Origin of the sequence: Rhodococcoides corynebacterioides NBRC 14404, assembly GCF_001894765.1 — a bacterium.
GTDB lineage: Bacteria > Actinomycetota > Actinomycetes > Mycobacteriales > Mycobacteriaceae > Rhodococcoides > Rhodococcoides corynebacterioides.
In genome coordinates this window covers 101266-116333 of sequence record NZ_BCWV01000006.1, presented here as the reverse complement: position 1 = coordinate 116333, position 15068 = coordinate 101266, and the positions used below count along the sequence as shown (strand labels likewise).

The following is a 15068-nucleotide window of genomic DNA, read 5'->3' as shown; positions in this document are numbered from 1 at the left end:
CGTTTACGCAGGTCGAAAATGGGTTGTGCGGTTCGGTCGGTCCGTTTACTGTCGTTCTCGTCCCGATCGCAACCGGTCGTGACTCGGCTCCGGCCGGTCGTTCCGTCGTCCTCGAGGGAGGTGTTCCTGGTGGAGATCCACACCGCATTCGCCGCTGCCGCGACGCGTCGCGCCGGGAACACCGCTGCTGTTGCACACCGTGGCGGGAACCCCGCCGTCGCACCCGTCGCGTCTCACGTGGCACCCGTGGCACTGCTGCCGCGTGGCATTCGTGAGCGCCGGGTAGCTCCGGAATCCGTGAGAACAGGACCCCCGCGGGAGTCGTCCGCCTAGGACACCCGCCCTGCCTTCTGGCCACGGATTCGTACCCACGATCCGTGGCCTTCGTCGTTCGAGCCTCGCTCGACGCCGTCGCGGATCACCCCTCATCTCGTGACGGACGTCCGAACAGGAGAACGACGTGACTCTCGCATTCGACACGACCCGCGCCGACCATGCGCTCGTGGTCGATGCCGTGCCCGCGGCCACAGGTGGCCGCTCTCTTCCGTGCCATCGCGGCGATCCCGATCTGTGGTTCGCCGATTCTCCGGCGGCACTCGAGCGTGCCAAGGCGTTGTGCGCCGACTGCCCGGTGCGCAGCTGGTGTCTCGATGCGGCTCTCGAGCGCGCCGAGCCGTGGGGCGTCTGGGGCGGTGAGATCTTCGACCAGGGTGCCGTCATCGCGCGGAAGCGCGGTCGGGGCCGGCCGCGCAAGAACCCGGCGGCGGACGGCATGTGAGCGTCAGTCCGCGAACCCCGGCATCCATTCGGTGAGGATGGCCATGTAGGGGGCGGAGGCATCGAGCTGGGCGCAGATGCCCACCGAGCCCAGCAGGACACGGAAGATGACCGCGTACTGCGGGGGAAGGTTCAGGGAGCGGGCCGTGCGGAACTGAGGACCGTTGAAGTCCGCCGCGCGGCCCGCGGTGTCCTGCATCCACTTGCGTGTGAAGTGGAAGGAGTCGGTCTTGATCGGGTCCGTGAACGGGCGCAGGTAGTCCGCGATCTCCTGGTCGGTCACGGTGTGGCCGGGCAGGACGAACCCGGTGTCGCGCATGAGCGCGTTCAACTCGTCGAACTCCTCGTCGCGGGACAGACGCACCATGCGTCCGAGTTCGGGCGGGAGGCCGTTCGGCAGCGACAGGCAAGCGCCGAAGTCGATGACGCCGAGCCGACCGTCGTCGAGCAGCTTGAAGTTCCCGGGGTGGGGATCGCCGTGCAGGCGACGCACCCGGGCGGCCGATTCGAAGTGGAAGCGCGCCAGGTTCTCACCGGCGGTGTTGCGCTGCTCGGCGGTGCCGGAAGCGACGATCTTGGACAGAGCGGTGCCGTCCATCCACTCGCTGACGACGGCCTTGGGCGCGCTCGCGACGACCCGAGGCACGGCGAACCGGGGATCTCCGTCGTAGGTGGCGGCGAAGGCGCGTTGGTTCTCGCCTTCGATGCGGTAGTCGAGTTCCTCCTCGGTGCGGGCGGACATCTCGTCGAGCACCGCGCGCACGTCGGTCCCGGGAGCGAGCGTTCCGAGCAGGCCGACGAACCGCGACAAGGTCTTCAGGTCGGCGCGCAGGGCGTCGTCGGCGCCGGGGTACTGGATCTTCACCGCCACGGCCCGGCCGTCGGACCAGGTGGCTCGGTGCACCTGACCGATGCTCGCCGACGCCACCGGGTCGTCGTCGAATTCGGTGACGCGGGATCGCCACGCGGTGCCCAACTGCTGATCCAACACGCGGTGCACCGTCTTGGCCGGCATGGGCGGAGCTTCCGCCTGCAGCTTGGTCAGGGCTTCCCGGTACGGGCCGGCCATCTCCTCCGGGACCGCCGCTTCCATGACGCTGAGCGCCTGGCCCAGTTTCATGGCGCCGCCCTTGAGCTCGCCGAGAACGGCGAACATCTGCTCGGCGGCCTTGGCCGTCAACTCGGCGTCGATCTCCTCCCGGTTGCCCCCGGCGAGCTTGCGTCCGAAGCCGAGGGCGGCGCGACCCGCCATGCCGAGCGGAATGCTGGCGAGCTTGGCGGTTCGGGCTGAGCTGCTGCGCGGGATGTCGGGCATACGATCCATCATTCCGGATCAGGCGGGGGCGTGCCCGGAGCAGGGGCACACCGGGTGCCGCCGCCACCGGCGTCGACGCACCGTGCCCGCGGCCGTGTCGATCTCCTGACTGTGACCCATCTCGAGCGCAGAGGGCCGCGTACGCGTCGTGCGCTGGGAGAACGGCAGGCGGTCGCCGAGGAAGTCGTGAACGCGCCCTACGGCGAACGCGGCCGTCGCGGCGAGGGTCGTCGGCGAGGCGGAGGCGGCACGACCGCCGAGTTGGGCCGCGAGATACGGCCATTCGCGATCGAGGTCGCACCGGGTCAGCTCCACGCAGTGCAGACAGGCGGTGTGGCCGGGGACGACGAACGGTCCCACCACACCGACGCCGTCGCGGCATCGCACGGGCAGGTGGGGGACCCCGTCGTGCATGAGGTGCCGGACCACGTCGGGCGACGTCACCACCGAGTCGGTGAGCACAACGGCGGCGACGTCGGTCGGCACGGTCCTCGGCCAGGTGGTCCGGTGATCGACGACGGTGCCGTGGCGCAGGCTCGCGCCGACGGCGTCCGCCACGGGGCCGCGACCGACCACCAGCAGGGTGGGGAGCGGGGAATCGGATCCCGGCGGGGGCTGCCGGTGGAGGAGTCCGGCCTCGTCCAGCAGCCGCACCACGGCGGCCATGGCCGCCGAGTCGACTCCGCGTTCGGCGGCCCGCCACATCACCTCGGGCAGGGACCGTTGCCCGTCGAGCAGTCTCAGGGCGCCGATCATGGTGGCGGCGCCCGTTCCCGGCGGTGGGGCGAGGATCAGGCGGGTGTCGGGGGACCACCCGATCTGCACGCGCTCGTCGCGCCGCGCGAGCAGAACCAGATGCGGTGTCAGGCGCGGATGTCCCGCGACGATCGTCGTGTCGACCATGGCGGGCACTGTCGCACACGAACCGGCGGCCGAACCGTCGTCGACCACCGGTTGTCCACAGGGTCCGTCAGACCGGCGCGGGACCGCTCTCCGGACCGCCGCGGCGATCGTCGTCGTCCGAATCCCGTTCCTGCGCAACTTCGTTCGCGCGCTTGCGCTCGAACTCCTCCAGCTGAGCGATCGGATCGTCGAAGGTGCCGGTGTCCCCGCCGACGATGCGGTCCACGAAGGACGCGTGGTCGTCGAGATCCGCGGCCGACGGGAGCAGATCGGGATGGGCCCACACTCCGTCCCGCCCCTCGATGCCGGCACCGTCGGTGAGCCGTCGCCAGAGCTCCGCCGCTTCACGCACCTTGCGTGGCCGCAGCTCGAGGCCGACCAGGGTGGCGAAGGTCTGCTCGGCCGGACCGCCCGATGCGCGACGGCGACGCATGGTCTCCGCGAGAGCCATCGCGCCAGGGATACGCTCGCCCAACGCGGCCGCGACCACCGTGTCCACCCAGCCCTCGACGAGGGCCAGGAGCACCTCGAGGCGTTCCAGAGCCGCCTTCTGTTCCGGCGTCGTCTGTGGCTCGAACGTGCCCTGCTGCAGGATCTTCTCGAGCTGCGACGGGTCGGTCAGAGCGGACGGGTCGATCCCGCGAGCGGCCTCTTCGATGGCGCCGAAGTCCATGCGGATACCCCGCGCGTACTCCTCCACGGTGGCGAGCACCCGCTGACGCAGCCACGGCACGTGCGAGTAGAGGCGGTGGTGCGCTGCCTCCCGGGCGGCGAGGAAGACCAGGACCTCGCGCTCGGGCAGTTCGATGCCCTCGGCGAACGCGGCCACCGCCTCGGGAAGCAGTGCGGCGGTGTCCGCCGGCCCGAGCGGCAGTCCGATGTCGGTGCTGGTCAGCACCTCCTTCGACAACTGCCCGAGCGCCTGGCCCAGCTGCGATCCGAACGCCATTCCGCCCATCGACCCCAGCATGCCGATCATCGGGCCCATCATCTGCTGGGCCTCCGGCGGGAGCGCGGAGGTCCACATTCCGGAGATCTGCTCCGCCACCGGGTCGCACAGTCGCTTCCAGGTGTCCAGGGTGCGGTCGAGCCACTCCTGCGGCGTCCACGCCTCCGTGCGTGCAGCGCCGGCCGGGAGAATCGTGGCCTCGTTCAGCCACTGCTCCGCGAGATGGGCGGAATCGCGGATCGCGGTCCGCGACCCGTCGCGCACCGGTGCGGTCGTCCCCATCTGCTGACGCGCGAGCTTGGCGGCGAGGTCGTAGTTCACCGGGCCGCTCTGCGGCCCGCCCTGGCCCATCCCGCTGAGCATCTGACCCATCTGCGTGAACATCTGTCCGAGAGCGGCAGGGTCGAAACCCTGCGCGCCTCCGCCGAACGCGGCGAACGGGTTCTCCCCACCTCCCGAGCCGCGCGAGGAGTCGCGGCGTGCGGCGTCGTCGTCGCCGTCGTCGTCGGAGTTCGAGAATCCGAAGGGAGTGTTCGCCATGCCCCAACGGTACTGGCTCCACCCCGCGCGGGACCCGGTCTCGGCGTGCGCCGAGCGCGAACACCGGCGTCTCCGACGAGTTCTCTAGGGTGGTTCCCGTGAATCGACGGATCGCGACGCTGCTGGTCGCACTGCTGCCCGTGGTGGTGCTCGGAGTGCTGGGGTCGACGGTCGTCGTCCCGTTCGCCGCACTGGGTCCCGGTCCGACGTTCGACACCCTCGGGGACGTCGACGGCACGCCGGTGGTCGACGTCGAGGATCCCACGGGCGCGACGGAGATCGACCGGCCGAGCGGGCACCTCAACATGACCACCGTGGCCGTTCGCGACGGTCTCACCGTCTTCGACGCGCTCGGGCTGTGGCTCAGCGGCCGACAGGGTCTGGTCCCGCGGGACCAGGTCTATCCGCCGGATCGCAGTCGCGAGGAAGTCGAACAGGCCAATCAGGCGGACTTCGCGCAGTCCGAGAACAGCGCCGAACTGGCCGCGGTGCGCTACCTCGATCTGCCGACCGAATTGACGATCGCCGAGGTCGGCGACGACGTGCCGGCGGCGAGCGTGCTGCGCGACGGGGATCGCGTGACCGCAGTGAACGGCACGGCAGTCGAGACCCCGGAGGACGTGCGCACCGCCGTCGGCGCCCTCGCGCCGGGCGACCGGGTGACCATCGACGGGGTACGTGACGACGTGCCCTTCAGCGAGACGGTGACCGTCGGTCCGCGCCCGGACGACGGCGAGCGCGGATACCTCGGCGTGACGCTCGCCGAGGAACCCGACGTGCCGTTCGAGGTCCGCTTCAACCTGGCCGACGTCGGCGGACCGTCGGCGGGTCTGATGTTCACCCTCGCGGTGATCGACAAGCTGACGCCGGGTGACCTGAGCGGCGGAGCGTTCGTCGCCGGGACCGGCACCATCGACCCGGACGGGACCGTCGGGCCCATCGGCGGCATCCCGTACAAGTTGGTCGCTGCCCGCGAGGCCGGCGCGACGACATTCCTGGTGCCGACGGACAACTGCGCCGAGGCCGCGGCGAACGTGCCGGACGGACTGCGCCTGGTGCGCGTGACCGACGTCGGCGATGCGGTGAACGCGTTGGGCAGCCTCGCCGAGGGCGGTGACGCGCCCGGCTGCTCCTGACGTCCGGAGCTCAGTCCTCGGGCTCGGCGTCGAGCGTGGCGTACAACGCGGCGACCACGTTGGGCGCGAGGTCGTCGTACGTGAGCAGGTCGCCGTCGCTTCCGAAGCCGTCGTCGTCCTCGTCCTCGGGGCGCAGCTGCAGCAGCGCGAGGGACGGGCCGTCGCGCAGGACCCCGACGATCAGTCGCGCGTCGCGTCGGCCGGGGTGTTCCTCGGCCGCGACGCGTGCCGCGTGATCGGCGGCGTCCCGGTCGGACAGCAGGGGAGCGAGGGCGCTGTCGAGCTCGGCCTCCGCGTCGGGCGGCAGGACGACGATCTCCTCCACCAGGGCGCAGCCGGCGACCGACGACGGCCAGCTGGTGGTGCCCAGGAACTCGTCGAGCGCGCGCGACCCACCCGCGACGTCCGCCGGCAGTCGATCCTGGGCGACCGGGGTCAGCACGGCGCCGTCCTCGAGTTCGGCGAGCAGACCGGGCTCGGCGGCCACCAGATCCTCGGTGGGGACCAACGCGAAGAGTTGCGGTCCCTGGTCCCAGCCGGAGGCCTCGACGTAGGCGACCATCTCGCGCACGGCGCGTGCGAGCGCGGCCTCGCCGGTCACGTCCCCGAAGTCGGTCACGATGTCTGCCTCTCGCTGGTCGTTCTACCGGTCGTCGTGCACGTCACGAGCGTCATTCTCGCACCGGCCGAGTGTCGACCGAGCCCCCCACCCGGCGGAGGCACGCTGTCCGTACAGTGGTCCGAAACGGACATGCGGTGTCGCTCGGTGGTGTCACGCTCGGTGGTGTCACGACCTGTGCTCGCGAAGACTTTTGGAGTGTGACACGTGGGCATGAGGCCCCCAACCGGCATGCCGTCTCTGTCGAGACGCGGTCGTACCCTGCTCGTCGTCGCGGTCGTGGTGGCCGTGCTGTTGCTCGTCGGTCCCCGACTGGTGGACACCTACACGGACTGGCTGTGGTTCGGTGAGGTCGGCTTCCGCAACGTCTTCACCACGGTCCTGGTGACCCGCCTGATCACGTTCCTCGTGGTCGCGGCTCTCGTCGGTGGAATCGTGTTCGGCGCGTTGGCCTTCGCGTATCGGTCCCGCCCGGTGTTCGTGCCCACCGCCGGTCCGAACGATCCGATCGCGCGCTACCGCACCACCGTCATGGGCCGACTGCGTCTGTTCGGCGTCGGCGTGCCGGTGATCATCGGCGTGTTGAGCGGACTGGTGGCGCAGGGCAACTGGATCACCGTGCAGATGTTCCTGCACGGCGGTTCGTTCGGGGTTCGCGATCCGCAGTTCGATCTGGACGTCGGCTTCTACGCCTTCGATCTGCCGTTCTACCGTTCGATTCTCAACTGGCTCTTCGTCGCCGTCGTGCTGGCGTTCTTCGCGGCACTGGTCACGCACTACATCTTCGGCGGTCTGCGGCTCAGCGGGCGCGAGGGTGCACTCACCTCGTCCGCGCGCGTGCAGTTGGCCGTGCTGGCCGGCACGTTCGTGGTGCTGAAGGCCGTGGCGTACTGGTTCGACCGCTACGCGTTGCTGTCCAGCAGCCGCAAGGAACCGACGTTCACCGGTCCGGGCTTCACCGACATCAACGCCGTGCTGCCGGCCAAGCTGATCCTGCTCGCGATCGCCGTCATCTGTGCGGGCGCGTTCTTCGCGGCGATCTTTCTCCGCGACCTGCGCATCCCGGCTCTGGCCACGGCGCTGCTGGTGCTCTCGTCGATCCTGGTCGGTGCCGTGTGGCCGCTCGTCGTCGAGCAGTTCTCCGTGCGACCCAACGCCGCGGACAAGGAGCGCGCGTACATCGAGCGCAACATCACCGCGACGCGAGACGCCTACGGCATCACCGACGACACGGTCACCTACGAGGACTACCCGGGCGTCGGTACCGCCTCACCGCGTGACGTCCCGGCGGATCAGACCACCATCGCCAACACCCGTCTGCTGGATCCGAACGTGCTCTCCCGCACGTTCACCCAGCAGCAGCAGCTCAAGAACTTCTACGGGTTCCCGTCCACCCTGGACGTCGACCGGTACGAGATCGACGGTCAGCTGCAGGACTACATCGTGGCCGCCCGTGAGCTCTCTCCGAGCAGCCTCACCGGCAACCAGACCGACTGGATCAACCGGCACACGGTCTACACCCACGGCAACGGCTTCGTCGCGGCCCCGGCGAACCGCGTCAACGCAGCGGTGCAGGATGCGACCAACGCGGAGTCCAACTCCAACTCGGGGTACCCGATCTACACCGTGAGCGACCTCGCGTCGCAGGCCGCGGGCGATCAGGTCATCCCCGTCGAGCAGCCGCGCATCTACTACGGCGAGGTCATCGCCGGGGCCAACCCCGACTACGCCATCGTCGGGGCGAACGAGGGTCAGGATCGCGAGTACGACACCGACACCTCGCGCTACACCTACACCGGGTCGGGCGGCGTCGACATCGGCAACTGGTTCAACCGGTTGGCTTTCGCTGCGAAGTACACCGAGCGCAACATCCTGTTCTCGAGCGCCATCGGGGACGAGTCGAAGATCATCTTCAACCGCGATCCGCGGGAGCGTGTGCAGAAGGTCGCGCCCTGGCTGACCGCCGACGGCAATTCCTACCCGGCCGTGGTCGACGGCAAGATCGTCTGGATCGTCGACGCCTACACCACGCTGGACCAGTACCCGTACGCACAGCGCAGCTCGCTCGAGGGTCTGGTGCAGGACAGCATCGACGCCAACACCGGCCGCCTGTTGCCGCGTGAGGAGGTGTCCTACATCCGCAACTCGGTCAAGGCCACCGTCGATGCGTACGACGGCTCGGTGAACCTGTACCAGGTCGACCGGGACGATCCGGTGCTGAAGGCGTGGATGGGGGCGTTCCCGGGGGCGGTGCAGCCCGAGGAGAACATCACCGACGAACTCCGGCAGCACTTCCGGTACCCGGAGGATCTGTTCAAGGTGCAGCGCGAGATGCTCGCGAAGTACCACGTGAACGATCCCGGTGAGTTCTTCACCAACAACGCGTTCTGGTCGGTGCCGAGCGACCCGACGGTCGAGGGCGGCACCAATCTCAACCAGCCGCCGTACTACGTCCTGATCGGTGACCCGGACACCGGGCAACCGTCGTTCCGTCTCACCAGTGCCATGGTGGGCTTCAACCGTGAGTTGCTGTCCGCGTACATCTCGGTGCGGTCGGACCCGGAGAACTACGGCAAGTTCACGGTGCTGCAATTGCCCACGGACACCCAGACACAGGGTCCGCAGCAGGCGCAGAACTCCATGACGTCGGACACCCGGGTGGCGTCGGACCGAACACTGCTCCAACAGTCCAACCGCATCCAGTACGGCAACCTGTTGACCTTGCCGATCGCCCAGGGCGGCATCCTCTACGTCGAGCCGCTCTACACCGAACGCAACACGGCGAATGCATCGACGTTCCCGCAGTTGTCGCGCGTTCTGGTGAGCTACCGCGAGCCGGGTGCCGGTGGCGGCGTGCGTGTCGGGTACGCCGCAACGCTCGCCGAGGCGCTGGATCAGGTGTTCGGCGCCGGCACCGGCAACGTGGCCACGGCACCGGGTGGCGACGCCGCCACTCCGCAGGCCGAGGAAGAGGCGAACACGCCGAGCACGGGAACACCGGGCACGACGACGCCGGCCGAGGGTGAGGCCACCCCGGCTCCGTCCACTCCCGCGCCGTCCACCTCGGCGCCGGCGGATCGGAACGCGGCGGTGAGCAACCTGAACTCCGCTCTGGCGGCCGTTCGGACCGCGCAGCAGTCGGGCGACTTCGCCCAGCTGGGTCAGGCGTTCGACAACCTGCAGCGGGCGATCGACGAGTACAACCGCGTGGGCGGCTGACGGCGGAGGTTCCGGACACAACAGAACGGCCGCACCCCGACGGGGTGCGGCCGTTCTGTTGTGCAGTCGGTGTCGTGAACCGGGGTCAGCGACCCAGTCCGGCGAGCACCTCGGCGTTGGCGGCGACGAAGTCGCGGTACTGCTGGCCGACGCCGTACTGGTCGGCCACGGCAGCGCCCTGGTCCACGTACTGCTGGGCCGGCGCGGGAGCCGGGGCCGGGGCGGGTGCCTCGGCGGGCACCTCGGACGGTGCGGACGAACCCTGGGTCAGGTACTGACCGCAGACCGGCCAGGCGCCGACACCCTGGGTGGCGAGCACGTTCTCGGCGACGCGGATCTGCTCGGCCTTCGACGCGTTGGACGCGACGCCCGAGCCACCGTTGGCCTCCCAGGTGCTCTGGGAGAACTGCAGGCCGCCGTAGTAGCCGTTGCCGGTGTTGATCGCCCAGTTGCCACCGCTCTCGCACTGTGCGACGCCGTCCCAGTTGTGGGCCGGTGCGGCGCCTGCGGTTCCGGTGGCGAGTCCGAGGGGGATCGCGACGGTGGCGCCGGCGACAGCGGCGTATCCGAGGGCGCGGGTGGTGAAGTTTCGTGCAGTGGTCATACGGGGTGAATCCTCTCGGCGCTGTCGGACACACGAGAACCGTGTCGGCTTCTCGGGTCCCTGCCCCCGTGGCGTATCGGGTCTCCGACCCGCGGGGCAGTGGGAAATCCAGCGGCGGGTCGGCCTGGCCCTCGTTGTGGGCCGCGAGCGACGGTAACGGAACGATCACGGGGTCGTCACGTCGGCGTGACCACTCGGGTGGCACCCCGTGCCCGGGCTCCGATCGGCATCGTCGCGGCGTCCATGCAGGTGATCGGGGCGATCGCCCGTTCTCCGGAACGGGAACGGGCACGGCGTTCCGTGAGCGGGATCACCGCTTCGGCGAGACGTGGATCACCCTCGGAGAGCGACGATTTCGGCTGTCGGCCAGGCAGTTCGGGCGGCCGGGCAGGCGATTTGCAATCCGGTGATGCCGTCCGGTAACTTCGTGTTCAGCAAGAACGCAGTACCGCTTGCAGCCGCAGACGGAGCCTCATGGTTCCCGACGCCGACGCGGGGTGGAGCAGCTCGGTAGCTCGCTGGGCTCATAACCCAGAGGTCGCAGGTTCAAATCCTGTCCCCGCTACCACGTGCGAAAGCCGGCATCCGAGAGGATGCCGGCTTTCGTCGTTTCCGGGGTCGGTATCCCGGTCTCTCTCCGAGTGGACTCTGCGAACCGACTCCCGCTGTCACTCCACGCGTTCGCGGACGGTGCACGTTCGTTGCCAGGATGGTCGTGAGACATTCGGCAACAGCGTGAGGATCGGAGCATCCTAGTGACCGATGTACAGGTCGGACGTACGGCGACCGGAGTTCGAAAGTTCTCGTTCGCGTTCAAGGTCGAGTTCCTACGCGAGTGGGACGCCGCTGTGCAGCGAGGTGCGAAGGCTCGGCTGATGCGCGAACACAACCTTGCGCGGCAGACGGTCGATCGGTGGCTCGTCTCACGAGAGCGTGGAGAATTCACCGCATCGATGGTGACCGCCGCACGAAAGTCGAGGTTCGAGGTGACCAACACCGAACGCGCCGAACTGGCCCGGCTGCGCAAGGAGAACGAGGCCCTGAAGAAGAAGGTGGCTCAGGGCGAAGCGGTACAGCAGATCCTGGGAAAAGCACACGAGCTCTTGGAAGGGATCACCGAGAGCTCGACCGACACCGACGAGCAGATCCCGCCGGCGCTGATGAGCGCCACCGAGTACGCCAAGTGGCTCGAACGCACCAAGCTGTCCTGACCGCCACCGTCGAGGAGGTGACCACGACCTCGTCGGTGTCGGTGGTGGCGGCGTGCGCGTTGGTCGGGATCGCCCGCTCCACCTACTACCGACTCACCCGCCGCTACGCCCACTACCGCCGGGTCCCGACGCCGATCCCGCACCGTGAGCGGACCCAACCGGCAGCACTGACCGCCGACGAACGCCGCCGGATCCTCGACGTCGTCACCGACGACGACTACACCGATCTGTCTGTGGTGCAAACGTATTGGCGGGCATTCGACGAAGGGAGGGTGGCGTGCTCACAGCGCACCTTCTACCGTGTCGCCGCCGCCGCGCACTGCGTCGGTGACCGCCGCCGACGCCGCGGAGTCGGCGCCGCGGCGACCCGCCGCACCCCGGTGGTCGCCGCCCACGCGGTCGGTGACCTGTGGTCGTGGGACATCACCGAACTGCGCGGACCCCGACCGCAGGACCGATACAAGCTCTACCTCGCCATCGACGTGTTCTCCCGCTACCCGGTGGCATGGCGGATCGAGCACACCGAGGATCGACACCTGGCCACGGCCATGTTCGCCCACGCCATCACCACCCACGGCGCCCCGACGGTGCTGCACGGCGACAACGGCGCCGTCATGCGCTCACACACCCTGATCGACGCCCTCACCGAACATGGTGTGCTCACCTCGTTCTCCCGCCCACGGGTCAGCGACGACAATCCGTTCTCCGAATCGCTGTTCAAGACGATCAAGTACGACCTCGACTGCCCCACCCGGTTCGAGAGCATCGACCACTCCCGAACCTGGACAGCGACCTTCCTGCGTCGCTACGCCACCGAGCACCGTCACAGCGGCCTCGGCCGACATACCCCCGCCGACACCCACCACGGCACCGCGCACCTGGTCCGACAGGACCGGCAACAGTATTTGACCCGCTACCACGCCCAACACCCCGAACGGTTCCGGCGCCCGCCCCAGCCGCCGGACCTACCCGGACTCACCGGCATCAACCACCACAGACTGTCTCAGACAGGTTGACAACTACCGTGCACTGTCCGTGAACGCGTGCAGCGTCAGCGGGAACGGTCTACCGACCCGCCGGCGGGAGCCGGTCTCAGGCCGGCTCGCGCAGAACGCCGATGTGACGGACGGTGCCGGACACCCCGGGGAGCTCCCGGGGTTCGGTCCACGTCCGCAGCCCGTCGCCGCTGTCCGAGTACAGGTAGCGCCCCTCGGTGTAGGCGTCCAGATAGAGTCGCCACGCGCCGTCGGGCAGCTGGACGACGGCGGGCCCCTCGCGCAGGGCGCCCCAATCACCCGGCGGCAGTGGACGATACGGGCCGACCAAGGTGGGTGAGGCCAGATGCTCGATGGTCTTCTTCGTCTCGTTCTTGGTGAACGCGTGGTACTCGGAACCTACCTTCACGACGGTGGTGTCGATCCGATCGGCGCCCAGACCCGCCATCGGCACCGGGGCGCTCCAGGACGTCAGGGACTCGTTCTGCGCTGTCAGCAGATGCGGAACGAACCCTCCACCGGTGGACAACGACACGATGACGTGAACCGCATCACCGTCGACGAACCATTCGGGCGCCCAGGCCTTGGTGGTGAACGGGGACAGCGACGGCCCGTCGGAGGAGCCCGCCGATCCGAACAACGGGAGGTCGACGACTCCACGCCCATCACCGGTACCGGGCAGGAAGGCGCAGCACAACGGCAGAGCGTGATTCCCACCGAACGTCCACGTCAGTCGGTCCGGACTGGTGGCGAACCCGATGGTCGCGCCGTCGACCGTCGTGTAGGTGAGGTGGTAGAGGCCGTCGGTGTGTCGGATGATGCTCGGGTCTCGCACCACGCCGGACGGCGGACGGTAGGCCGATGTGCGCGCAGCGGTGAACGACGTTCCGTCCGACGACTCGTAGACGTCCAGGTCGCGGTCACTGGCGTTGCTGAACGCCACCATGGTGTACCGCCAGGTTTCCGGCTGCGCCGAGGCCGTCGTGGGCGAGGCGATTGTGCACGCGGCGACCATTACGGCAGCGGCGGCAGCGCGACGACGCGGGCGGGGAGTCATAACTCGAACTCTGACAGACCGCGGAACCTCGTCGGCGGTCGCCGGCGGTATCGATACCGGGTTGTGACAGGAGTGGTGTGTGTCGACCGGCCCTCACCCGACGCACCCGGCGGGAGCAGTGTGGTCAGTCCCGCAGATCGGGGTCCTCGGACACCGATCCGGTGGTGGGAGCGTCGTTCTCGGTCACCTCGCCGCCTGTCGCAGTGCGATCGGACGCCGCAGTGCGATCGGCCGAGTCGCCGTCCTCGGCCTCGTCGAGATCTACCGCGTCCGCACCTTCGAGGTGCGCCAGGTTGACCTCGGCCTCGGCGACGAGCTCCTTCGTCTTCTCTTCGATCTTCTTCGCCCACTCGGCCATCGGGTGCCTCCTCGCACGTGTACGTCGCTCTGTCGAGCCGTGAGTACCCCGAACCGCGCCGTCACTACCGAGCGGGCCGCCCCGAACGCAGAACGGGCCCGACACCGAGGTGTCGGGCCCGTCGAACGACGTGTCAGGACGACGTCACTTGAGCTGCGCGGAACTCAGCCCCAGGACGCGGCGCGCCACGATCAACTGCTGAATCTGCTGCGTGCCTTCGAAGATGTCGAGGATCTTCGAGTCACGCGCCCACTTCTCGAGCAGGAGATGCTGCGAGTAGCCGAGCGTGCCGGCGAGTTCGACGGCCTTGAGCGTGATGTCGGAGGCGCTACGACCGGCCTTCGCCTTGGACATGGAGGCCTGCAGGCTGTTGGGCTCCTTGTTGTCCGCCATCCACGCTGCGCGCAGGGCGAGCAGATACGCTGCCTCCCAGTCGGATTCGAGGCGGATGTACTCGGCCGCCGGAGCCGACAGGCTGTACGTCGGTGCGTCGTAGTCGATCTCGACGCCGGCCTCGGTGAGGATGCTGCGCAGTTCCTCGAGCGCGGCGCGGGCGACGCCGATGGCCATACCGGCCACGAGGGGGCGGGTGTTGTCGAACGTCTGCATGACGCCCGCGAAACCCTTGTCGGTGTCGACGTCCGGCGATCCCAGCAGGTTGTCCTTGGGGATGCGGCAGTTGTCGAGCAGGAGAGCAGCGGTGTCGGACGCCTTGATGCCGAGCTTGTGTTCGAGACGGGCGACCGACAGACCCGGTGCGTCCCGCGGTACGACGAACGACTTGATGGCCGCGCGACCCTTGGTCTTGTCGACGGTGGCCCACACGACGATGTGGGTGGAGCGCTCGCCGGCGGTGACGTAGATCTTCTCGCCGTTGAGCACCCACTCGTCGCCGTCGAGAACGGCAGTGGTGCTGACGGCCGCGGAGTCGGACCCGAAACTGGGCTCGGTGATGGCCATCGAGGCCCACACCTTGCCGAAGCGCTCGAGCTGCTCGTCGGTGGCGACGGCGGCGATGGCCGAGTTGCCGAGACCCTGGTAGGGCACCGACAGCGTGAGACCGACGTCGCCCCAGCAGGTTTCGATGACGTTGACCAGCGCGGCCATGTTGCCGCCGTTGGAGTTGGCGGTCTTGCTGGGCTTGGGCTCGCCGGATTCCCGGCCACCCTTGGCGCCGCCGACCTCGTTGCCGGCGTCGGACATGCCCTCGATCATGGCGGCCATGGTGTCGAGCTCGACCGGATAGGCGTGCTCGGCGAGGTCGTACTTGCGCGAGACCGGACGCATGATCTCGGCCGCGACCTGGTGAGCCTGGTTGGCCCCCGCCCGGAGCTTGCGAGGGAGTTCGAGATTGATCATGAGAGTTCCTTCGGGCTGTGGGTGGG

The 15068-nt window shown here is 68.8% G+C and carries 12 protein-coding genes and 1 tRNA gene; 5 read left to right on the top strand and 8 right to left on the bottom strand.

Translation table 11 applies throughout. The features are described 5' to 3' along the window. The first annotated feature begins 502 nt into the window (after positions 1–502). Positions 503–778 (top strand): WhiB family transcriptional regulator, encoded by a 276-nt coding sequence (locus tag RC2_RS14855; RefSeq protein ID WP_072681602.1) that lies wholly within the window; start codon positions 503–505, stop codon positions 776–778. A 3-nt stretch (positions 779–781) separates the two neighbouring features. On the opposite strand, the gene RC2_RS14850 is transcribed toward RC2_RS14855, so the two are convergent. The 3 genes from RC2_RS14850 to RC2_RS14840 form a co-directional block, all read right to left on the bottom strand. Then, on the bottom strand, positions 782–2092 hold the full coding sequence (locus RC2_RS14850; RefSeq protein WP_068146372.1) for an ABC1 kinase family protein: 1311 nt from the start codon (positions 2090–2092) through the stop codon (positions 782–784). 18 nt (positions 2093–2110) lie between these two features. After that, positions 2111–2995 (bottom strand): TOMM precursor leader peptide-binding protein, encoded by an 885-nt coding sequence (locus RC2_RS14845; protein WP_068146523.1) that lies wholly within the window; start codon positions 2993–2995, stop codon positions 2111–2113. Between the two features lie 67 nt (positions 2996–3062). Then, positions 3063–4484, bottom strand: coding sequence for a zinc-dependent metalloprotease (locus tag RC2_RS14840; RefSeq protein WP_068146370.1), 1422 nt, complete (start codon positions 4482–4484; stop codon positions 3063–3065). A 98-nt stretch (positions 4485–4582) separates the two neighbouring features. Here RC2_RS14840 and RC2_RS14835 point away from each other — a divergent pair, with 98 nt between their 5' ends. Then, positions 4583–5620 (top strand): YlbL family protein, encoded by a 1038-nt coding sequence (locus RC2_RS14835; protein ID WP_068146519.1) that lies wholly within the window; start codon positions 4583–4585, stop codon positions 5618–5620. A 10-nt stretch (positions 5621–5630) separates the two neighbouring features. On the opposite strand, the gene RC2_RS14830 is transcribed toward RC2_RS14835, so the two are convergent. Beyond that, positions 5631–6239: a PPA1309 family protein gene (locus RC2_RS14830; protein ID WP_068146368.1), complete on the bottom strand. Its 609-nt coding sequence runs from the start codon at positions 6237–6239 to the stop codon at positions 5631–5633. A gap of 207 nt (positions 6240–6446) precedes the next feature. Between RC2_RS14830 and RC2_RS14825 the strand changes: the two genes are divergently transcribed. Continuing rightward, on the top strand, positions 6447–9458 hold the full coding sequence (locus RC2_RS14825; RefSeq protein WP_174552335.1) for a UPF0182 family protein: 3012 nt from the start codon (positions 6447–6449) through the stop codon (positions 9456–9458). A gap of 85 nt (positions 9459–9543) precedes the next feature. On the opposite strand, the gene RC2_RS14820 is transcribed toward RC2_RS14825, so the two are convergent. Further along, a complete protein-coding gene (locus tag RC2_RS14820; RefSeq protein ID WP_068146366.1) occupies positions 9544–10062 on the bottom strand; it encodes a transglycosylase family protein in 519 nt (172 codons plus the stop codon). A gap of 491 nt (positions 10063–10553) precedes the next feature. On the opposite strand from RC2_RS14820, the gene RC2_RS14815 reads away from it, so the two are divergent. Beyond that, positions 10554–10630: transfer RNA gene (locus RC2_RS14815), tRNA-Met, on the top strand. A gap of 267 nt (positions 10631–10897) precedes the next feature. Further along, positions 10898–12289 (top strand): IS3 family transposase, encoded by a 1392-nt coding sequence (locus RC2_RS14805; RefSeq protein WP_369406131.1) that lies wholly within the window; start codon positions 10898–10900, stop codon positions 12287–12289. Between the two features lie 76 nt (positions 12290–12365). On the opposite strand, the gene RC2_RS14800 is transcribed toward RC2_RS14805, so the two are convergent. The 3 genes from RC2_RS14800 to RC2_RS14790 form a co-directional block, all read right to left on the bottom strand. Continuing rightward, positions 12366–13283: a glycoside hydrolase family protein gene (locus tag RC2_RS14800; RefSeq protein ID WP_167322617.1), complete on the bottom strand. Its 918-nt coding sequence runs from the start codon at positions 13281–13283 to the stop codon at positions 12366–12368. 166 nt (positions 13284–13449) lie between these two features. Continuing rightward, a complete protein-coding gene (locus tag RC2_RS14795) occupies positions 13450–13683 on the bottom strand; it encodes a hypothetical protein (protein WP_068146357.1) in 234 nt (77 codons plus the stop codon). Between the two features lie 144 nt (positions 13684–13827). Continuing rightward, positions 13828–15042: an acyl-CoA dehydrogenase family protein gene (locus tag RC2_RS14790; protein ID WP_068146355.1), complete on the bottom strand. Its 1215-nt coding sequence runs from the start codon at positions 15040–15042 to the stop codon at positions 13828–13830. Between the last annotated feature and the right edge of the window lie 26 nt (positions 15043–15068).

Excerpts from the sequence above, each read along its gene's own strand:
- RC2_RS14840 (WP_068146370.1), bottom strand. The coding sequence starts at position 4,484 with ATGGCGAACACTCCCTTCGGATTCTCGAACTCCGACGACGACGGCGAC.
- RC2_RS14790 (WP_068146355.1), bottom strand. The coding sequence starts at position 15,042 with ATGATCAATCTCGAACTCCCTCGCAAGCTCCGGGCGGGGGCCAACCAG.
- RC2_RS14795 (WP_068146357.1), bottom strand. The coding sequence starts at position 13,683 with ATGGCCGAGTGGGCGAAGAAGATCGAAGAGAAGACGAAGGAGCTCGTC.
- RC2_RS14850 (WP_068146372.1), bottom strand. The coding sequence starts at position 2,092 with ATGCCCGACATCCCGCGCAGCAGCTCAGCCCGAACCGCCAAGCTCGCC.
- RC2_RS14845 (WP_068146523.1), bottom strand. The coding sequence starts at position 2,995 with ATGGTCGACACGACGATCGTCGCGGGACATCCGCGCCTGACACCGCAT.
- RC2_RS14820 (WP_068146366.1), bottom strand. The coding sequence starts at position 10,062 with ATGACCACTGCACGAAACTTCACCACCCGCGCCCTCGGATACGCCGCT.
- RC2_RS14800 (WP_167322617.1), bottom strand. The coding sequence starts at position 13,283 with ATGGTCGCCGCGTGCACAATCGCCTCGCCCACGACGGCCTCGGCGCAG.